Origin of the sequence: Daejeonella sp. (genome assembly GCF_036405355.1) — a bacterium.
Classification (GTDB): Bacteria; Bacteroidota; Bacteroidia; order Sphingobacteriales; family Sphingobacteriaceae; genus Daejeonella.
In genome coordinates this window covers 1-21,904 of the sequence record NZ_DASWXT010000125.1, presented here as the reverse complement: position 1 = coordinate 21,904, position 21,904 = coordinate 1, and the positions used below count along the sequence as shown (strand labels likewise).

Annotated in this window: 12 protein-coding genes; all 12 read right to left on the bottom strand. The window is 40.6% G+C overall.

Annotated elements, in window-relative coordinates; all coding sequences use genetic code 11:
• Positions 1-1,277, bottom strand: a 1,277-nt coding sequence (locus VGE44_RS15685) for a hypothetical protein (protein ID WP_331080877.1), incomplete at its 3' end; no start/stop codon positions are given.
• A gap of 64 nt (positions 1,278-1,341) precedes the next feature.
• On the bottom strand, positions 1,342-2,703 hold the full coding sequence (locus tag VGE44_RS15680) for an AGE family epimerase/isomerase (protein ID WP_331080874.1): 1,362 nt from the start codon (positions 2,701-2,703) through the stop codon (positions 1,342-1,344).
• A 38-nt stretch (positions 2,704-2,741) separates the two neighbouring features.
• Positions 2,742-3,467, bottom strand: coding sequence for a carbohydrate-binding family 9-like protein (locus VGE44_RS15675; protein ID WP_331080872.1), 726 nt, complete (start codon positions 3,465-3,467; stop codon positions 2,742-2,744).
• A gap of 140 nt (positions 3,468-3,607) precedes the next feature.
• A complete protein-coding gene (locus VGE44_RS15670) occupies positions 3,608-4,609 on the bottom strand; it encodes a Kelch repeat-containing protein (RefSeq protein ID WP_331080870.1) in 1,002 nt (333 codons plus the stop codon).
• Positions 4,610-4,700: 91 nt separating this feature from the next.
• Positions 4,701-7,901, bottom strand: a complete 3,201-nt coding sequence (locus VGE44_RS15665) for a heparinase II/III domain-containing protein (protein WP_331080868.1) — start codon at positions 7,899-7,901, stop codon at positions 4,701-4,703.
• A gap of 510 nt (positions 7,902-8,411) precedes the next feature.
• Positions 8,412-9,893 (bottom strand): neutral/alkaline non-lysosomal ceramidase N-terminal domain-containing protein, encoded by a 1,482-nt coding sequence (locus tag VGE44_RS15660; protein WP_331080866.1) that lies wholly within the window; start codon positions 9,891-9,893, stop codon positions 8,412-8,414.
• A 118-nt stretch (positions 9,894-10,011) separates the two neighbouring features.
• Positions 10,012-11,358, bottom strand: coding sequence for a DUF4861 family protein (locus tag VGE44_RS15655; protein WP_331080864.1), 1,347 nt, complete (start codon positions 11,356-11,358; stop codon positions 10,012-10,014).
• Positions 11,359-11,426: 68 nt separating this feature from the next.
• Complete coding sequence (locus tag VGE44_RS15650; RefSeq protein ID WP_331080862.1) at positions 11,427-12,659, bottom strand: M28 family metallopeptidase; 1,233 nt, start codon at positions 12,657-12,659, stop codon at positions 11,427-11,429.
• 233 nt (positions 12,660-12,892) lie between these two features.
• Positions 12,893-15,163, bottom strand: a complete 2,271-nt coding sequence (locus tag VGE44_RS15645; protein ID WP_331080860.1) for a hypothetical protein — start codon at positions 15,161-15,163, stop codon at positions 12,893-12,895.
• Between the two features lie 311 nt (positions 15,164-15,474).
• On the bottom strand, positions 15,475-17,142 hold the full coding sequence (locus VGE44_RS15640) for a SusD/RagB family nutrient-binding outer membrane lipoprotein (RefSeq protein ID WP_331080858.1): 1,668 nt from the start codon (positions 17,140-17,142) through the stop codon (positions 15,475-15,477).
• 43 nt (positions 17,143-17,185) lie between these two features.
• Positions 17,186-20,680, bottom strand: a complete 3,495-nt coding sequence (locus VGE44_RS15635; RefSeq protein WP_331080856.1) for a SusC/RagA family TonB-linked outer membrane protein — start codon at positions 20,678-20,680, stop codon at positions 17,186-17,188.
• Between the two features lie 218 nt (positions 20,681-20,898).
• Positions 20,899-21,885 carry a FecR family protein gene (locus tag VGE44_RS15630; protein WP_331080854.1) on the bottom strand — a complete coding sequence of 329 codons (987 nt, stop codon included), beginning with the start codon at positions 21,883-21,885 and terminating at the stop codon, positions 20,899-20,901.
• Positions 21,886-21,904 lie beyond the last annotated feature (19 nt).

The window sequence follows — 21,904 nt, the reverse complement described above, 5'->3', positions numbered from 1 at the left end:
TGATAAGGCTTCATCCCGATTATACGCTTATCTGAATACACCTGCGGAATCATTTCTGCTAATTGTTCCTGTGTATAATGTGTCGGACTGAAAGTCGCAAGTCCCCAGAAACCTTTGGGAGAGGCATCCAAAGCTTCTCTTACAAGCTTATTTCCCTGCACCGAATCATTACTCACCACCCCATTCCAGCTCATGAAGCCTCCTCCTACACAACCGAGTCGTTCCATCATTTTAAAGATCCCCTTCGGACCGCCATTTTCCATATGATAGCCTGTACCTCCAGCCCCGTTAATTCCTTCATGAAGCATATGCATGTGCATATCGATCACAGGAACTGGTAATGGTTTGCCATTCCGGACGGAACTCATTAAAACATCTTCAGATCTGTTGGTATGAACCTTAGGAGGGCGCTGACCGCCCAATAGACGGATCAGATTTCCTCCTGCGACTTTAGCTTTTGCCTCATCAGGGATGTCTGCATAGTCGATATAGGTACGATGCGCTCCGGCCGACATGGTTGGTGCATCGGTAGCAAATATCAATTGGTTAATATGTCCCTTTTTGTATAGGAATTCCAATCCCTCATTGATCTGCATACGGTCAAAACTGATATGGAAATTAGGATGATCTTTCAGAAGTCCGATTGCATAACGCTGCTCTCCCCAGCTAATACCGGAAACAAGCAGTGGAATTGATTTATAGCGTGTAAGGAACTCATTCATTTCCTTCCAGCCCCCAATTTCGGAAACAGTAGTGATCGTAAATACCTTTTTATCATTCAGATACTTCATCAGCTCCTGGCTTGATTGTGCTCTCCAATCCCAGCCGTTTGAAGTCGGGTGGATCGTAACTGCACGAACATTATGTTCAGCCATCTTTAGCTTTAATTGTGCCGGGGGAAGACATTCATTCGTATGATGAGGTAGCACATTCCATATCCCGAATAAATTGGGATAAGGTTTTAAATTATTGCTTAATTCAAGATTGGAATACATGGCGTCATAACTCAGTGATAAGGTAGATGCGACAAGTGCCCCTGAAATAGAACAATGATTTAGTTCCTTGATCAGATCTGCAAGCTCCCACTTTTCACCGGGATGCTTATACCTTCTCGGGCCGATCCGTGCAAAAGCGTCAAAAAACATAAGATCTTTAGTCTGCGGCATCAAAAAATCAGCAGTAGAAGCAAGAAGACTGCCTGATGTTGAAGCTAATACTGTGGTTCCTAATAGGGTGATTGAATTCTTTTTGATGAATTCGCGTCTGGAATTACTCATTTTATATAATTATTGTAGATAGTATATTAAAAAACGGAATATAGATTAATTAGTACTAAAAAAATCAGGATTTAGATAACATTCCTGACACCTTACCTCCCCTAGCGATAATTCTTTCCAAAATCTCAATTGAATAGAAAAACTGTCTAGGTGTATGCAATAAACCATTGGTAACAATCTTTTCAGGTTTGGCTGAGTAAACCTTAAAGCAATTATTATAGTAATCGATTACTGTCGGATCATGTGTATGTTCAATGGTCAGAAGACCAAACACAAGGACATCATCCAATGCTCCCCAGGTATAATTCCCATTCTCATATAATTTAGCTTTTGGGTGGCTGAGTGATAAACCCCCGAAATCCGGATTTGAGGGCATTCCCTTATTCATAATATAGGTCTTTTCGAGTGTCGAAATTCCCATCTCCAGGCCTTTTCTATAGGTTGGAATATGTGATACTCTCAGGGCTTCATTCATCACCATCCAGCATGCCTGAATCGAATGCCAGCCGCTTACCCCCTGAGGATAGAAAGTACCCCAGTTCGGCGCATCAAAGGTATAAGGTCTGAAATAGTCGTCCAGCAATTCGAGTAATACGCCTTCCTTTGGCTGCCAGTGATGCTCACAAATTACACGAACACAATATCTGGCAATCCGCTCGACTGCCGGATCACGGCTAACCTTAAGTAGTGGGGTTAAACCGGCTAAAAAGTGCTGCCAGCTTGGAAGACGTCGTGTTCCAGGTTCCAAAGCTTCGGTATGTGCATCAACATGCTGATAGCTTGGAGATAAGAGCCGGTCTTTGACAGATATTGCCGTTTTGATCGCCAGATCAAGATCTCTGGGATCTTTAGTTGCGATATACAATTCTGCCAAACCCTGCATCATGTAGATATCACCGTAATGATCCAAAGGTTCTATTAGCTTCTTTGTACCATCACGACTTACAAAGGATGCCCATCTGTAGTCATCAGTCATTGAACTCTTAATCAGGAAATCACGGCCTTTTATCGCTGCATCCAGGTGCTTTTTATCATGCGTGATATGATTGTACAGATAAGAGAACATCCAGACTGCCCTGCCCTGGAAATACATGCCTTTCTTTTCAAAATCAGGCTCCTGTCCCGGGCTTATCGCATTGGCAAATCCACCGTACTTATGATCAATACCCCGCTCCCAATTGGGAATATAAATGTCATTGAGATAGTTGCGATGGTATTGCAACAGATCGGGAAGAGACATCCCTCCCAGTTGATCGATCGTTCCTTCAATAACTGGCTTATCCCTGAGGTTTTCAGTTTGCTCTTCTACAGCATTCCTTTCAGAAGCAAGAATCTCCGGGCTTAGCCCGATTCCTATCATTGTACCTAATCCCGCAAAAGAATTCTTTTTAAGAAACTGTCGTCTTGAATAGTCAGCACTTTTCATCTGTCTTATTTTAATGGGTTTGTCCCGCCCCTAGGGGATTATTTGAATATCAAAGTACCAAAATATTGCGGAAGATGAAACTGCGGAACGGGATTCTGAACAACATTCCAGGTTATATAATGCGGATTAGTGCTGCGGCTTGATGTTTTATAGAAATTGGCTTTCCATTTAACTCCTTTTGCCGGCTGGGTATAGTTTGCATATTTTGCAATCAGGGACAGCGGCAATTTAAATTCAAGGAACCAGGTTACAGGTTCAGAAATCTCCTGTTCAAGTTTTTTTGGTAAGGTATGTGCTACCTCTACATTAAAATCTTCTTCCTTTACATTAGTCCGTTTGCCATCCTTATGATAGGCCATAACTGCTGTTCCACCGGCATTGATCTCGAGATTGAAATATCTCAATGGCCATTCCTTATCGGGTGAGAAAAAGAATTCAACGCATGCATCAGTAGACACAGAGCTGTTAAATTTCGTATTCTGAATCCGGACATGCCGGTCTTCAACCTTATAGATCAGATAAACATTTTCTTTATCATACATCATTTTTGCAGTCACCGCAGGCTGAAATGCCGGAATTTGTCCCATAAAATTCACAATTGGAATTTCCTTTACCTTCTTCCACTGCGCCTTATCCCAGTCAGCATCAATTTTCATTGAACCTTTGAGTTTTTTGACTTTGTAAACAGAAAGCTTATCGGCTGAGTACGCTACAGAGAGCATGCAGACGAAGGCGAGTAAGAGTAAGAATGATATTTTTTTCATATTGTTTTTTTGTGTTAGGGGTTAGGTTTTAGGCTTTAGGTGTTAGGCTTTAGGGATCTAGATGTCATTATGAAGTTCCATCTCCGATTCTCTATTTCCTAATGCCTAAAGCCTATTCCCTAATGCCTATTTCCTAATGCCTATTTCCCAAACCAACCCTTCGGCACCTTCAAACTCCACACCTCACTATCCAGTAAATAATTAGGTTCTGCAGCGCCGCCGGCTATCCAGATCTTATCTTTAAAGACAAAGGCAGCCTGTTCATGCCGGGTGCTCCATTTTACATCAGATTTTAACTCTTTCCAGTTTTTACCGTCTTTTGAATACCAGACGTCCCCTTTATTGCCGGAATCTGCCCAGCCACCCAATACCCACATTCTGTCTCTGTAAACCAGGGCAGAAAACCAGATCCGTGGATCCCATGGAGCAGCAGCAGTGACCTGAGTCCAGTTTACCCCATCCTCAGAACACCAGACATCATTCAAAGAGTTTGCTTTCGGAGCGCGCGTTCCGCCACCTATGATCCAGATCTTTCCGTCAAATACAAGAGCCTGTCCGTGCGTTCTTTTTGACCAGGGTGCGTTAGCCAGTTCAAGCTTCCATTCCTTGCCATCGGCTGAGGACCATACATCATTAAAAAGGGTGGTATCATTATTCTTATAAAAATCACTGGTACCGCCCATTATCCACATACGGTCTTTAAAAACAACAAAGCCGGGTGCCAATCTGGGGCTCCATCCTGCATTTGGGGTTTCCAGCACCCAGTCAGCGCCATCCTTTGATGACCAAACCTGATTACTGGTATTAGTACCCGGTAATTTACGGCCTCCCATTATCCACATTCGGTTTTTAAATACCATTGCTGCAGGAAGATCGCTATGCTGCCATGGTGCGGTTTCAACTACACGGGTCCAGTTCTTTCCATCAGGCGACTTCCAGACATCCCGCGGATTAGGTAATTGAGGTGTAAACCATCCCCCAAGAATCCACATATGGCCTTTAAACACAAACTCGCCCTGAGAATCCCGGGCCTGCCAGGCTGCTTCTTTGCTCTCCTGAACCCAGTTCAGAGTGCTTTTTTGAGCATAGGATCCTGAACTTAGTCCAATCAGTAAGACGATAATTAACACTGTATATTTCATTTATTTATTTTTTTAGTTATGGGATGTGAGCTATGGGCGATGGGCTAAGTACACATCTCATTGCTCATAGCTCATTTCTCACAGCTCAACCCTATTCAATAATAACCTTAGACTGACCCTTCTGCAGACTAATACTCAATACTTTTGTCTTCTGATTATACTTCCAGCCTTTTAACAAAACCCCATTATGAATAATGGATTTAGGTTTTAAATCAAAAGCCATAGCCAATTCAACAGGACTATCAGATTTTAGTTCAAGAACAGTTTCTGAAGAAGAGACTGCCAGAGAAGCGGCAACCGGAGCACTGAATTTCAAGGCTGAACCATAGCCTTCAAAAGTCTTTCCATCAAAATAGGCTTCCTTAAGCTTATTATCTGCAAGCATTGCCGAAAATTTCGAAGCATCCGTTTTAAAACCTTCAACACCCGAATCTGAACTTTTACTAGTCCTGAAAAATCCATAATGAGTAGAACTTCCTTCATTCAGCATAGCTCCAATCCATCCATTTGAATCGATCCGCTTAGGTTTTGCTCTCAATGCATAATCTGCATTGGCAGGTTTACTTTCAGGCTGCATAACGGCCAGAAAATCAGCATCTTTCATCTTTTCGGATGAAATGGCAATAAAACTCTCATCACGGTCTGAATTTCTGATCCGGCTTGTTAATTGTTGAGGAGAAAGAATATCCATTGTTAAACGGGCTGCCGGACGGTTTATAGTCATCCTACTATCTGAATAAGAAATTGAACTTTTACCATTGGTATGCTCAGCATGAAAGATCCAGTTGTATGAATGTGATTCAGGGCTTTTCACCTGATCAAACAGAAAAACAGGACCATTCTTTGAGCTTAATAGGGTCCGGGTATATTTTGAAACCTTATTTTTATAAACACTTGTCAGATCACCAACAGCTGCCATCGCATTATTTCCGGCGAATGAGTGGATCATTTTAGGATATGTTCTGAGAGCAGCTATTCCGTTTTCAAAATCCCCTACCGCCTGACTTTCGGCATTCATATCAACTAGCATCACATTATGACCGATCGCCTGGGTATAATAACCAGGGAAATACAGGTTCCCATAATAATCACTGCTATGACCAGCATCACTTAAGAGTTCTTCACCATTATGTGTTAAAAGAATAGTCCCCTGATCGGCATGGTAATGATTCCCGTTTGGTCCGGCCTTAAATATCATCACAGTCCCAGAATCTTCCCATGAAGTTCTTGTAACCATATGCCCCTTGCCTTCAAAATGTTTTGACAATGGAAGCGTTTCCCTGCCAATCGGCGTAATCCCTTCAGTATACCATAAATAGGGAATGATTCCTCCCCTTGCCCTTCCCGAGTCCCATGATGGTTTTACATATTTATACATGAAAGGGTCTTTCATTTTATAAACCAGCCATTGCATTGGCTGCTGGGTAAAATTATAGGTATGCGAAACATCCCCCAAATCCTGATAAGCTCCATCCTTTGCCTGGGTAACATAGATCGGATACTGATAGAACTCTTTTAAATTAGTTGTGGAAGTATAGTCAACCCCGAAATTGCGCTCTAATGAATAGAGAAATTCAACCAGTTCACGATAGCCCATTTCCTGATAAGTATAGGGTTCATTATAGCTGCCTTCGGGCAACATTGTACGGTCGATAAACTGTTTAGTCTTTGCAAGAATACCCGACAAATAAGGTTCCAAACCCGGTAAATTCGGATCATCATTTGCAATGGCCATCGCAGCAACACCTACCCCCGAAAGTATTACCCCAATATGATTGGAATTACTGGAAGGCATACGATTCAGTTCAACCATATCGCGGTAAAATGGTTTAATGGATTTTTCCATAATGCCATTACGAACAGTCTTTTGCTCTTCAGCGCTGAGTAAATTATATAAAATATCATAACCTATACCGGCTGCAAAGGCTGCGGGAGCTCCGGGATAATAGGTATGATTACCATTGGCTTCCATCCAGGGATGATTCCATGAAGGCAAAATACTAAGCTTTAATAGTGCTGCCTTTGCTCTGTTAGCGGCATCCATATTTTTTGTTAATGCGTATTGCCAGGCTTCGCTGGTTATCACCCGGGCGAGAGCATTCTGGGTATTGTACCATCCGCCCATACCGGCACTTGCATATGGTCCTCCGGTTACTGACTCAGGTGCAACCATATTCTGTGCAGGAAGCTTATCAATATCAAGTGTTGATGGTTTATAACTTTGAATTAAATTATTCAGAAGTTTTTTTGCAGACTCAGGCTCAGGTCCTGCCATACGGGCTTCCAGTTGAGCCTGTGAATGAAATACTCTTGGGTGAACGCCTGATGCATGATCAGAAACAGGAACGATGAATCCCAAATCCCATGAAAATTGTTCTGTTCCTGACCCTAATTTAGCTCTGATTTTCCATTGGCCCCTCGGATCTGATGCTTTAACCGTATAAACAGAATTATTTGACCAGATACCGTCTGCAGCCTTTAAATCTCCATGGCTTCCATCATCATAAAATTTGATATTGCTTAATGCCGTTTTATTATCCGGACTGATTAATTCGGCACTCACTTCATTCAGGGCTTTACCCTGCTCTGCTGAGATGCTCAGGTTAATTGTTTCGCCATTTGAGTAATGCTTGTTTAATATTGCATGTCCAAACTGCTCAAACCAGGTCGATTTGGGAGATTGTGCAATAAACTGCCTTGATCTTTCACCGTTCAGCTTAAACTCATCAATCAGAATGCTGTAACTCGGTAAATGATTAACAAGCGGATAAAAGGCCTTCAATACAACAACCTGTAAATGAGCGCCTTCATTTAATGCTGCTCCATTCAGACTAAAAGAATTAAGCGGGATATCCACCTCAACCCAGGTATTTGCCTTAGGTGATAAAATTGTATGGGTGAATAATTTACCATCGAAAGTCCCGAGGGAAACATCCAGCTTCTCAGGTTTTCTATCGCTCATAAAATAATAAGCGAACTTTAGTCGCGTAGAATTGTGAGCATACATATCAATCCGCTTGGTAAATCCCTGTGTCAGATCATTGGCATCATTAGGCTTGGTCAGGCGCGACAGCGAACTCCCCTTTCCTCCAAAAGCAGGCTCTTTCTTTGTACCAAATAATGGATCATAACCCGTATCCTGCTGATAGGGATAAGGCTCCCAGGTAAACATTTCACCGGTATCGAAATTATCATAAATGACATAAGGCACTCTGCTTCCTGTTGTTTGTGCATTTAATGCACTTGCAAAAAGAGAAAGTGACAGGAAAGCGAGGATTGTTTTTATTCTCATAATATTTTCAGTTGCCGGTTGTTAGTTGTTGGTGATTTATTGGTTCATTGTATGATAGGTTTTACTATCCTAATTGTTTCTTTCGATTCAAGCGGGCTTGACCGCAATATCATTAAGTTAAGGGGCAGGAGGTTCCAGCTTTCGCAGGAATGACAAAATCTTTTAGTTAATAAGGAGATTCCAGCCTTCGCTGGAATCACAAGAAGGAACCGTATTATTAAAGATGTAGTGCTTTTACTCATTTTTTGTCTTTATATATTTGGGGAATGAGGAGTGATCTGAACCGATTCCAGCGAAGGCTGGAATCTCCCCCATCTCCCCCCAACAATGTTGTCATTCCAGCGAAAGCTGGAACCCCATAACACATTACGGTTAATGTTGTCTTCCTGAAAGAAACGGAACCAACAAAAGCCGCAACCTCCATATTATTCCACACACATTTTAAAACCAGGAAACCAACTCAAGCCCTTAACTTACCCTATTTCCTATTTCCTTCTCCCACATCTCGAATCACTTCACTCTCCCAATCAATTCCATCGACGCATCAATCAATGCCTGCTCGGCCTGTGGTGCATAAGGACTTCCATTAACGGCATATCCCCCTTCAATATATTCTGCAGCAGTAGCTATATAGCCATTAAACCCGCCTGCTACACCCAAAATAAAAGTATTTGCGTAGGGTGATTTTTGTTTTACGCTTAAACCAATTTCAGTAAAGACTTCCGCCGGGAAGGTTACGAAAACAGTAGTTCCAATCCGTATTGCCTGCATTGGCATTAAATAGGGAGCGGGATTTGCAGGTAAGGACTCAATACGCTTCGATTGATTTACTGCCTGTGTGGCCAGCCAGTAATCAACCTTATACTTATCCAATGTTCTTGGTCCGATGGTCTTCCCTATATCACCTTTAGCAACCAATTCACGGGCAGCTTCCTTGAGTCGTTCAACTCCCTCCAGATCTTTTGGATAATAAATGACCAGTTTTTCCTTTTCATCTAAAGTCTTTTTTGCCTGCTCCTGCCAGCGAAGGGCCTCTGCATGAGTGTAAGGGAATGTTGTCCGGATCGGGATCTTGAATTTATCATAGGCAACTTTTACATCCAGGTTTGCAGCAGTTTTAATCTCAGGCAATACTTTAAGTACCGCTTCAGAAAGCACAAGACCCTTCTTTTCGGCGAATTCGAAGCTTCTTATACCCTGCATAAAGGCTCCTACTGCAGATAATTCTGCCTGGTATCCCACTTTTGCATCACCCTGAGCAGATTGAAAATAACCTACAATAACACCTTTTGGCAATTTATCCTTGATTCCTTTGATTGAAAAATACGGCCAGTCTTCTGTAAATTTTAAATTATGAAGATCCAGGGCAGAAGGGTGACAGCCATAATTAAAAAATACACCCAATAGTTTACCCTGTGCATTCTCAACTTTGATAACAGCGGCTTCCGGATCAGGCGGAACCCCTCCATGCTCCATTCTGCGGTCGTTCATTGCCATTCCAAAAACCTCGGTTGAACCTGCTCCAATCTTCCCAATAACTCTGCCCTTCCATGCATTTACAGCGCTTTGAACTGTCCTGCTTATGAAAAATTTAATATATGCATCCTCCAGATTACCCATCACCGGACCGGAATGCGTGTGAGTAGATGAAACAATCACATTTTTAAAGGGAATACCGGTCTCTTTATTTACCCCGGTGCGAATCTGATCCATTACCAGTTCAGACATATTAACCACAGCCACAGTAATCATTGCAGAACTTGTCCCGTCAGCTGCTTCAACAACCAGACTACGGGCGAACAGATCATCGTGAACACCTGTAGAAGTATTCGTTCCCCTGTCGTATCCAGCCATCCTCACACCAACAGGATTTGGTGGGGTAATTACAGTCTCTGCCACACCTACTTTTATTTGTGCGTTTAAAGTTTCAAATAAACCAACCAATACCATCAGCAGGACTGAGGATACCTTTAAAAAATATGTGCTTTTCATAGCCTTGTTAATAGTTAGAGCAGAAGATCGCCAAGGGCAGACATTCTTCCCGATTGATAAAATTTAAAGGGTAAACTGGTCCTTCTATACATAAGCGATCCAGTTCATCCCATCTGTTTTATTTGCCTTTTGTCTCTAGCGCATGAACTGAAATCTGTGGCGGATAATTGTATTTCAATGCCTCGTCTTCCACATACTTTACAAAATCCTTTTCATTGTTATTTACTTCACCAAAACTCCATGCACCAAATATCATGTACTCATAACTAAGGTCACTGGTAACCGGCATTTTAAAAACATGATTACCACCATAGTTCTTAATAGCCTGATATTGAGGTCTGTATTTATCCTTTATAACCATACCAATTCCCTGCCATGGCACCATTAATACTTCATCACCAATATCCTCATCCGGAATTCTGGCTTCAACATTTTTACCCATTGAAATAGCAATTCCATTTTTATTGACTGAAGTATATTCATTCATAATGCGGCGGATACCCGCTCCAAACATCACCTGGGCATTTGGTGCATTAAATTCAGAGAATTTGGTTTCCACTGTGCTCCAGCTTTTTCCGGCATATGCGGTATAATACTGATCCAGTTCATAAAATCCTTTGCCTGAATTCCAATTGGTTGTTCTAACCCTGATCATACTACGAAGGGGACCATTATACACTAAATCAAATGCAAAGCGGCTGTCATCAAAGGGACCCTTATTTTTGAATGGTGAGTGGTATGCGCGGGCAGGGTTCTCCATATCCATTGGGTTTTCGAAAATACACATCCCTCCTGCACCGAAAGTACTGGCAACTGTCATGATATCTGTGCCCATTTCCCATGGCATATAATAACCCGACTTATTGGTTGAATATTCATAGTAAGCTGTCAGCATTGGAGCTCTCTTACCATGAAGATCTACTTCATGAGGATACCATAGTTTCCAGCCCATGTCTTTTGATTCCCATAATGGAACTATATGACGGCCATAATTGGCAATTGATGCATGAACCTGATGCTCATACATTCCCCGCTCATAGTGGTCGATATAGATGTAAAAATCTCTGGATTCTTTAGCTGCCAGATCTGACATGAAAAAGATCTCATCCCAAATTCCATCTTTATTCTTATCGTCTACCTGAAGTTCTACATAATGACCATTGGTCTCTTTTCTTCTTACGTAACCGCTATTGGTCTTAAGTTGTTCAACCGTAGGTTCAGGATCTGATGGAAGCTTTGGATCTACAATACCTATCCAGCGCTCAGGAATATTTTGCATTGGCAAGCTGGTCCGAGGAACAACGATCGGACAAGCTTTAATGGCTACATTTAAAGGATTCGTGACAGTGATCTTAATTCTTCGGGTGGGGTTGTAATCCTTCCCTTCGGTGTACCAACCCGACCCCGATTGGGCATTAGCCATTCCGGCTGTAAAAAGTAAAGCAACAAATGCGGCGATTTTCATGTATTCTTAATTTAATTATATTGGTTTTTATTATTTATTCTTTGTAATTACTATTTGGATAAAGGTTTCTACATACGATCCACCCTTTTTATAAACTCATCAAACACCTGAAAACTGATCTCCACACAATCAAGCGGGACTTTATCGGCAGTATCATCCGGCCGGTGATAAACCGGTAAGGTCTTTTCATCATAACCCCTGCTGTTTGCATGCAATGCTCTGGCACCTGATGGTTTGAAGGGTAAGGAATCCATTACGAATCCATCATTTTCCCCATAAATTGGTTTTGATTCAATATTCAAATCCTTATGAATATCCCTGATCATATCCTTTACTCCCTGATCTTTAGAATTAATCCAGAGGTTTGGTCCATAGGTCAGGGAATCAAAATTCAGGACATACTTTATGTCCTGCATAGTATTATCGGCAATCCGGCTATTTGCATAGTGATATGCCCCTTCAAAGACATATTCCTCCGAATCAGAGGCAACAAAAGTCAGGGTGTGATTATTTTGTCTTGCGGATGCAGCATGCGCCAGCATCAGCATGACAATAACTGAAGCGGCATTATCATTGGCACCGGGTGTATTGAAAATGGAATCCAGATGGGCAATAATCAAAATTTCATTTTTACTTTTTCCCGGTATACGACCAATTACATTGATTCCCGGGGCTTTATGAACGGGTTTATATTCAGATTTAATCCATGCATGACTTTTATTTTTTGCTAGACGGTCAAGCAAGGGAATATCCTGTTTACCAAGTCCGAAAACAGGGACTGATTTATCCAGGTTTCCGCCTCCTGATCCTGCAATAGCTCTCCCGTACTGATTGACAGAAAAATATGCGAGAATCTGAGTGCTTTGCCCGTCAATAATTGCGTAGCCGGATCCCTCTTTTTTAAATATTCCGTTTACACCTTCGGCAGGAGTTCCAAAACCTCTTTTTTGTGGTATCGCCTCAATATGCTGTCCGGCAACAATCAAATCAGAACTGCTTATTGGCCCCCAGTCATCAAACTCATATTTATCATAATTAACCTGAGGAAGTGAACGCTGCATTTCTTTCAATACAATCTTTGCAGCCTTTGCATAAGCTTTACTTCCGCTGGGCCTCGGACCAATATCCGTCACCAGTTGTTTTAATAAGGAGATGGTATATTCCTGACGTTTTTGTGCTGTAGGAACAAGATCGGATGATAAGCTGCTTTCAGCGAAAGACCATTTATTGCTGAGCATTAAAAATGCCAGTCCTCCGGTCATTTTTATAAACTCAGCCCGCTGAAGCTTTTTATTATTCATTATCATTCAAATCAATTTTTTTCAGGTCAATTAAACAGATTAAATAGTATTAATTTAGTTTAGCGTTATTAATATTTTTGCTGTGGGCTTTGGGCTATGAGATATGAGATATGAGATATCAAAATTGAGTAATACTCTAATGATTGATATTTATTCAGATCTCAGACTGATTGCTCATGGCTGATAGCCTATAATTCCTTAACATTATCTCATTTTCAACATATCAATAGATTTCATGGGTTATAGGTTACATTTAGCTCGCTAACCGGACCCAGTATCCCTCTTACATTTTTTGTGCGGACTTTAATGGTATTCAGACCACTTTGCAATGTCCAATCCCATGATTTCTGACTTTGATTTTGCCATTCTCCATCCTTATTTGCAACGAGAAATCCATCAGATCCACCGGGAGTAAAAGCATCAACTTCCACTTTCAGAATTCCGGATTTATTGGTCTCTTTGAGATAAACTTTAGCCTGATTCAAAGGCTGGTAAAAATCTGATTCACGGTTAGTATATCGCTGATATTCATCACGTTTTGGAAATACATCATCATACCAGTTTAAAAATCCATCCCAGCCCCACATCGTATCACCGGTATGCACCGGTACTGGCAGAGGCTTTGACAGAAAGTCGTTACGTGGGATGACCCGGAAATGCCCCATTATTTCAAGAATATGGGTACCGCCACCTCCCTGAATTGAAAAGGGATTATTACCCTGACGCTGTCCAACTTTTAATGTTTTTACGAGTTCTTCACCAAACTCCGGTGCAAAAGGACGTTCCCAGGTTTCAGCACGGGGCATTGCAGCCGCAAGCAGATTATGAATTTCAAGCAGGTTGAATGGAATACCTGTTTCGGGATCAAAATAATAATAGTCGCGGGTTGAATCCATATATATCCACTTATTCAACTGATTTGACCAAACCTCGGTCACTTCATGCCCGCTCTCCCCTTCACTATGGATATTAATATGCCGTGCCTGATATCCCATTGACAGGAGTGCACCGATTAAAGCCTGATTTGGATAGAGGCACATCTCAACCATACGTCGGCCTTTAAAAAAGGGTCCGTTTAGTCGTGGCATACCCGTTGCTTCATCAATTACCGGGCTAACGGTCACATCATTCCAGTTCCATGAGTAGGCTTCACTTCTGAGTGGTACACGATAGGCCCAGTTGAGCAGGCGCATCATCACTTCAAATTCAGTATTGGCACCTTTTACAATCTGATCAAGCTTATGATCTTCCCTGTACTTTTTAAGATCCAGATGATTAAGATTTTCATACGAGAATGGATAGGAAGATTGAATTATCCTGCCATTATTTACAACATGAGCCTGTAGGCCGGCTTTGGCATTCAGTGAGTTATCTTCCCATGAACTTGAATAACGAAAACCTCTGATCATCGGAGTTTTCAACAGATCAGTGGTACTTAGTTCAGCTTTCCACTGGAAATAGCGTTTATCGCCAAGGGAATATTCGCGGCCTCTTTCAAGAGGCTGCCAGGCTGTCCATGTATTATCTCCAATAAAGGGACCTGATCCGTAACGGATCAGAACTTTTGCAGAAGTCATTGACGGTTCTTCGAGATCAGTCCAGAAAGATGCCTTTAAATTGGCTGAACTATGTTTGAGGGGATTTTCTCCATCCACAAGGTCAATTAAAGGAGATACATATTCACCGGCATGAAGGAATCTGTCAATGCTAAACCGTATGGAGTATTCCCCATCAATCTGATCCATTGCTCCAAGCTTTGTATCACTCCATGTACTTCCACCATTACTACTTTTCATAGAACGGTTCGGACTTGTACGGGTTAAAGACCCTCGTTTAAACTCATTGATATGAGCAATCAATACCCTCCAGGAAGTTGAATCGGTTTCTGTCCACATAAGAACCTCATTCTTACCCTTACGAAGCTTTTCATGCGGAAGGTCGATGTAATACCAGCGGTCAAGTCCGGCCATATCAATATACTGGCGTGCATGCGGATAGGCAATGACAGAAGCTGGTCTGATAAACTTTTCACCATTCAGGGATAAATGAAGCGGGGCTCTGTTACCTTTAACCTCCATCCCCTTAAATACCAGTCTGGCAGAAGCTGCAATTGGGTTTTCAATCTCCAGAATCTTTTTGATAACAATTCCTTTTTTCAGATCCTCGACCCATTCTACAGGGCCTTTTGTATAGGTTCTATAGCCTTCTGGAAGTCCTGCAGCCGGAGCATCATCTTCTATTAATTCAGTTTCCTGAAGCCTGATTATTCCCTTTGTTTGATCAAACTTTAATTTGATAAGTTGTGCGTCTTTCTCTATACCCGAGGCGTCAAGTTTGATCTCATTAAATCTGAACTTAGAATTGTTTTTTGGATCATCCTTATCAGTAAGACCGGCAAGGGTCTTAAAACCTAACTTTCTTTCTTCTGTAATCTGGCTAAATGATGAGATTATAGTAAAACAGTTTATTACCAATAATGTAAGAAGGGAAAAAACTTTTTTCATAAGCAATCAACTTAAATAGCGTTTGATAAAAGAAAATTTACAGGAATACTCATAATCATAATAAAGTGCCGGAAATTCAACTGGATCCTTTTATGCTCTTAATCAGAGATTCTGTTATTAATTTTCAGGATCGATTAAATCGTCAAAAGGTTTGAATCTGTAAAATACAAGATATTTCTATATCCACATTTAATCACAGATACAGAAAATATACTATTAAAGAAATAATTTTTCTTGAAAGAGATTATATGAAAACTTAAAAAAAATAGCAGTTATTGATTATGAAAATCAATAACTGCTATTAAAAAACATCAATCTGTTGGAGTTGGATAAGAGGCCAAAGGTTTAGCATCCCACCAAACCCTGGTAGCATAAGTATCCGGCCCACCTAATAATGCTAAAGCTGCTTCTGTAGCCGCTTTGTTAGTAGAATAGGAGTTTGGCGGATAAATCAATCTTCTTGCCAGCTGAGTTCTTGTAAGTGCTGGATTATCAGACTGGATAATAGCATAACCTCTTGGATATCCTGTTCTGCGACGTTCAGCCCATGCCTCAGTATCATTCATTGGGAAAAGGGCTAACCATTTCTGAGTGATAATCTGCTCCAACTGTCTCTCAAAGCTTCCGGCAGTTTCATAAAGAACCGGAATATCAGTTACAGGAGGACTATTACGTGCATCCGGATTACCGAATCTATCCAATGGCTTTGAAGGTTTATTAGTACTGTTAACATAAGCATCAATTACGGCATCAGAAGCAGTAGTCCTGAATTTAATGGAAGCCTTAATTCCTTCATTATAAAAGAACTGCGCAGTTCCTCCCATGTTCCATCCTCTCAATGCACCTTCAGCTCTCAGGAAAAATACCTCTGCAGCCTCCATGATATGATCAGGCTCATTAGTTCCACCATTATTGATAGGCAACCATTTCTTTCCAACATAAGAATATTGTAAATCAAGATTTGTTCCTCTTTGTGCTGATGGGTTACCATTTCTGAATCCTACTAAGCCACCAAAAACAGCGGTAGACGGAGTTAAACGTCCGCAGCATGGCTGAGTATAGACCGGAATCCGGGGATCCTGATATCCGTTCATGAGACTCGCAAGAGTAGAGCTTAATACAAACTCACTGATATAAGTAATTGTGCTTAGTTTATTTACGTTAGTACCATCAACTTTAACCTTTGAAAGCGCATTATCAGCATTACTTACGATAAAACCTTCTGGTGCAGCTGCAGCTTTCTCAGCTTCCTGCTTAGCTTTTGCGGGTTCAATATAAGATATCCGAATAGCCAGTCGCAGACGTAAAGAGTTAAGGAATTTAAGATTCTTTAACACATTTCCATCGTAAACAAGATCATGGGATCCACCACTAATAGCAAAAATTTTGGTCGCAGGATTTGCTGCTCTAAGATCTGCTGCTGCCTCATCTAAGATCTTAAAGAAATCATAATAGATGTCCTTTTGTGAATCAAAAGCAACACTGGTTTTACCATTTCCAAAATTGGAATAGATAATTGGTCCCCAATAATCAGTCTGACGGTGATACAATGCTACTTTCCAAAGCTTCGCCAGCGCATTCTCAGGCTTCAGGTTATTTGCAGCTGTATTTTTAAGTACCAGATCAAGCTGATTTGCCGCTGCTCCATAAGCTGTATTAGAATAAAAGCCTTCCATTAATAAGTTCGACCAGCTACCAGGTCCGTTATAATTGGAAGAAGCAAAGTTAGGATGTATGGTAGCGTGGAACTGTGAGTACTCGCCAGCGAAAAGGTTATTGCCCTGATACCAGGCTCTCATACCAAAATGCTGGGCCTCAGCGAATGCAAATCCAACCATACTTGCATCCATCTGCTCAACTGTAAGTTGTGCTCTGGGAGTATTAAGATCGTCGAAATGGTCGGTGCAGGAAACTGTACCTAAAGTAAGAAGGATTGCCGTTAAGGCTACGCTTCTATTTATATAATGTTTTATTTTCATGATATTAATATTATCTCTATTTAATATTATTAACTACAAATTACTAAAAATCAACTTTCAGGTTTAAGCCAAAAGTTCTTTCAGTCGGTGGAACGTAGGTTTGAAAACCTGCTGAGGCAGTACCGGCTCCCGAAAGAATTTCCGGATCCCAGTTACCAGTTCTCTTCAGGAAGAACAGATTCCTTCCAACCAGTGATAATTTAACACCCGAGATAAAGCCGACTTTGCTTAACATAGATTTAGGGAATGTATAACCTAGAGTTGCTTCCCTAACCCTGGTATTAGTAGCACTTACAATAAATGCTTCACCAATCGGAGCATTTCTACCTCCTATTACTCTCCAGAATGTTTGCGAAGTTACTGCAGTGGTATTTGGTGCACCAGAAGCAAGAACACCTGTTTCATTTGGAAATAAATTTTCGCCAAACACTAATCCACCATCTCTTCCTGAAAGGGTTTCTTTAGTAATTCCTTCTCCATAAAGAAGTCCGTCTGTAATGGAAACCATACTACCACCTTGTCTGTGCTCAATCAGGAAACTAAAATTAAAATTCTTAAAAGAAAAATTGTTTGTGATGGCACCCATCCAATCAGGATTAAAGTTTGCAGCTAGTACTGTTCTTCCGGGAGTCAGAGTTGGCATACCATTGGCACCCACAATAACTCTTCCCTGTGCATCTCTTGCCCATCCTCTGGTATAAATATTACCAAATTCCTGCCCCTGAGCAACAACAAAATCAGACATATATGAATCACCTCCGACAATAATTCTTGGACGATCATCAGAAATTTTATTAACCCAGTTTTTATTTTTACCGAAATTACTACTGATATCCCAGGTCAGGCCATTCGCATTCTGGACAGGTGTAGCAGATAAAACAACTTCAACACCCGTGTTCTGAACATCTCCTCCGTTGGTAAAGAATGAAGCAGCACCAGAGCCTGAAGGCAAACTGATTGTAAACAACTGATCAAAAGTATTTGTTTTATAGGCTGTAATATCAAGTCCTAAGCGGCCATTAAACAAACGGGTATCAAGTCCGAGCTCATATCCTTCAGTTGTTTCAGGTTTAAGATTCGCATTAGGAAGAATAGCTCCTAAAGTGATAAATCCAAAGTTTCCACCAGTTCCTGCAAATGAAGCAGATCGGCTTAACTGATAAGGTGAAGCACTGCTACCTACTTTTGCATAAGATGCTCTAAGTTTGGCGTATGAAATCACATCAGGAAGCCCCGGAATCATATCAGTAAGAATCGTGGAAAGACCTATAGATGGGTAAAAATAAGAGCGGCTGTTGGCAGGAAGCGTTGAACTCCAGTCATTACGACCTGTAATATCAAGATAAAGATAATTCTTCCATCCAAAATTGCCTGAAAAATAGAGAGATTGTAACTCACTCCGGTCACTAGGGCTAAATGACCCTTGTGTAAGTGCTGTATTACCAAATGAAAAGAAGTTCGGAATAATCAACCCTTGTTGTGTACTTGCAGTGATCCTGCCAGAACCATCAGTCTTTCTTAATGTACCACCAACTAAAGCTGATACATTCAGATTTTTTGTGATGTTATCATTATAGGATAAGAGGGCATCATGGTTCCAGATTTGACCAGGTCCTGATATTTCAGCACTGTAACTACCAAAATTGTCCTGCCCACCGCCATAAGAATCAATCCAGGCTTTTCTTTCATATGTATCTGACCCCCCATCAAAAGATGTGCGGCCCAACAACTTAAGCTTATCGGTAAAATCAATAGTCACCGAAGCCAAGGCAATTATGCGATCCGTTGTTCTGTAATTAACAACACGGTTCATGATCCAGAATGGGTTCCTTCCAATTGTAGATCCAGGATTCCAATAATTTTGCTTATTAGCACCTGCCGCATCGGTATATTCAAATTGCCTCAAATCATCAATTAAAATATTGCGTGGCATGCGGTAAATATTCATGTAAGGATTATTAGCCGCATTATCACCTGTTGCATTTTGATTATCTATTTCATTGCGGATATAATTTAATTTGGTATCGAGTGAAAGCCATTTTTTCAATTTACTGGTTACCCTGACTGAAGCATTATCTCTCCTTAATTCATTATTCTGCATCAACCCCTTTGCATCTTCCCTTGTATAAGAAAAAGCAGTTTGCGTAGTTGCAGAACCTGCTGTCGCATTTACGTTATGCGTCATATAAGTTGAGTTCTGGAAGGCGTCCTTATAATTATTTGGCTGAGGAGAAAAGGCAACCTGAGTTCCAGCTTTACCCGGAGCAGCTGACCAGTGATTGACCATTTGACCCGTCATTTTTGGACCCCATGATTCTTCGGATGTTGCATTATAAACTCCGGTAACACCCTGTCCATACTCACTCTGTGGCTCGAAATAATGTAGAGGTCTTCCTGTCTGGAAGGTTTCATTTACACTAATTTGAACCTGTCCTTCTTTGCCTTTCTTGGTTTCAATAATTATAACACCATTCTGAGCCGCACTACCATACAAAGCCGCAGCATTTGGACCTTTCAAAACGTTAATAGATTCAATATTATCCGGACTAAAGTTTGCGATTGCAGTGCTCATTGGTACCCCATCAACAACATAAAGCGGACCACTGCTTCCAGAAATTGAACGATTTCCTCTCAGCACAACACGAGCCTGACCACCCAAACCTGTACCGGCTGTTTCAATAGTCATACCGGCTACTTTACCCTGTAAAGCATTCACAACATTCAGGGTACGTGTTTCAGTCAGTTCTTTTGCACTTACGCCTTGAGTAGCATAAGTAAGAGATTTCGACTCACGTTGAATACCCAGTGCAGTTACAACAACTTCACTCAGAGATGTTGAAGACTCTTCCAAACTAACATTGATAGTTGTCTGATTATTCACAAGAACCTCTTTGGTGATATAACCTATATAGGTAAATACCAGTGTTGCATTATCAGGAACATTTAAAGTATATCTTCCATCTGCATCAGTAGATGCACCAATATCGCTCCCCTTAACCTTAATACTTACTCCCGGGAGTGTCTCTCCTTTAGAGTCTTTAACCTGACCTCTTACAACAATATCGAGTAAGTTAGAAACATCATTTCCCTTTAATTTGCTGGCATTAAGCTCAAGTCCACCCTTTTGACCGTTGACAATCATAATCCGATTATCTACCTGTTTAAAATCAAGTGAAGTATTTGATAATAATTCCTTCAAAATATCAGAAACAGACATTTTTTCTGCGGACAGCTCCAATTGGTTAATATCCTTTACATCGGCATAACGATACATAAATTGAAATGGACTTTGCTTCTCAATTTTTTGAAAAGCCTTCACCAATGACTCGTTTTTAAGTTCAAGTTTTATTTCAACTTTATCAATTGCCTGGCTCTTTACTGGCGGAGCCGAGAACAGCTGAATTGAGGTTGTTAAAACAATAAAAAATGCTAATCTGAGCTGCATAATTATCATTAATAATTTGTCAAAAAGTTGCCTTAAATGATAGGCAAAATGCGGTTTTTGCTGATTTTCAGCAAGAAGTGTAAAAATATTCATAATTTTACATCGGTTTAAATTTATCGAAATGGCTTCTAATTTTAGAAGACAGAATTTAAAACATCAATTGATGTACGATGGCAGTCGGACAACAATTATCCCTCTGAATAAACTGTTCATACAGGATTTCAGAGGGTTTTTTATGGTGCGAGGTCGAAATTCATATTGAGTTGCATTTAATTTAAAAAATATTCATACAATAGCATTTAAAAAATTTTCTATTTAGAATCCAGTGTAATTACTGCCTTATCAACATCATATTGATAAACGGCCTCATTAAACTCGGACATACTTTTTAAAATCTGGTCAAGAGTTTCGCCTTTCCTGACAATAGTCGTAAAGCGCTTGGACCTGACGCTATCATCTGCAATAATTATCTCCACCTTATAGCGACTCTCCAAAAGTTTAGCAGCTTCAGCAACGGTTACATCACTCAATAGCAAATCCTGTTCTTTCCACTCCAGATACTCAGGAGCATTTACCACTTTTTGAACAACGTTTTTACTGGTTTTATCATAAGTGATCTGTTGATTTGGGGTGATAATTCCTATCGTTCGGTTATTTTGATCTTCAACTTTTACCTTGCCCCGGCTAACCGTCACCTGAATACTCGAATTATCAGACCATGCATTAATTTCAAATGCAGTCCCAAGAACTGTTGTTTTCAACTTACCTGTATGAATAATAAATTGTTTCAGGGAATTGTGCTTAATGTCGAAATAAGCCTGCCCATCAAGATAAACTTCTCTAAGTGCAAGGCCATCGAAGGAAGAAGGATAATTCAATTTAGCACCAGGTCGCAAAATAACAGTACTTCCATCTGGTAACTGTATCAACCTGTTCTCTTTAATAATTGTTTGTCTGGAAATGGCATTAGCAGGTTTGATAGATTCATTCCTGAAAAAATAAAATCCTGTACTTAATATAATCAGCAATATTGCTGCAAAAGATATAAAATTGATCCAGATCCGATGGTTTGAAGAAGAAACATCTTTCGGACTAATTTCATCATCAAATATCTCATCCAAAATCTTGTTTTCAATTTCATTCCTGATATCAGCTTTCTGATTCTGAGACATATTATCAAAAATATCAGGCTCTGATTCAAACAGATTATAATGCTTTATCAGCAGATCACACTCTTCTTCCGAGGCTTCATGCTTCAAGTATTTGTTTAATAATTCAGAAAAATATTTCTTGTCCATCTAGCAAAATCATACTTAC

Coding starts and splice junctions, on each gene's coding strand:
- VGE44_RS15680 (WP_331080874.1), bottom strand. CDS start 2,703: ATGAAAAGTGCTGACTATTCAAGACGACAGTTTCTTAAAAAGAATTCT.
- VGE44_RS15675 (WP_331080872.1), bottom strand. CDS start 3,467: ATGAAAAAAATATCATTCTTACTCTTACTCGCCTTCGTCTGCATGCTC.
- VGE44_RS15670 (WP_331080870.1), bottom strand. CDS start 4,609: ATGAAATATACAGTGTTAATTATCGTCTTACTGATTGGACTAAGTTCA.
- VGE44_RS15665 (WP_331080868.1), bottom strand. CDS start 7,901: ATGAGAATAAAAACAATCCTCGCTTTCCTGTCACTTTCTCTTTTTGCA.
- VGE44_RS15660 (WP_331080866.1), bottom strand. CDS start 9,893: ATGAAAAGCACATATTTTTTAAAGGTATCCTCAGTCCTGCTGATGGTA.
- VGE44_RS15655 (WP_331080864.1), bottom strand. CDS start 11,358: ATGAAAATCGCCGCATTTGTTGCTTTACTTTTTACAGCCGGAATGGCT.
- VGE44_RS15650 (WP_331080862.1), bottom strand. CDS start 12,659: ATGAATAATAAAAAGCTTCAGCGGGCTGAGTTTATAAAAATGACCGGA.
- VGE44_RS15645 (WP_331080860.1), bottom strand. CDS start 15,163: ATGAAAAAAGTTTTTTCCCTTCTTACATTATTGGTAATAAACTGTTTT.
- VGE44_RS15640 (WP_331080858.1), bottom strand. CDS start 17,142: ATGAAAATAAAACATTATATAAATAGAAGCGTAGCCTTAACGGCAATC.
- VGE44_RS15635 (WP_331080856.1), bottom strand. CDS start 20,680: ATGAATATTTTTACACTTCTTGCTGAAAATCAGCAAAAACCGCATTTT.
- VGE44_RS15630 (WP_331080854.1), bottom strand. CDS start 21,885: ATGGACAAGAAATATTTTTCTGAATTATTAAACAAATACTTGAAGCAT.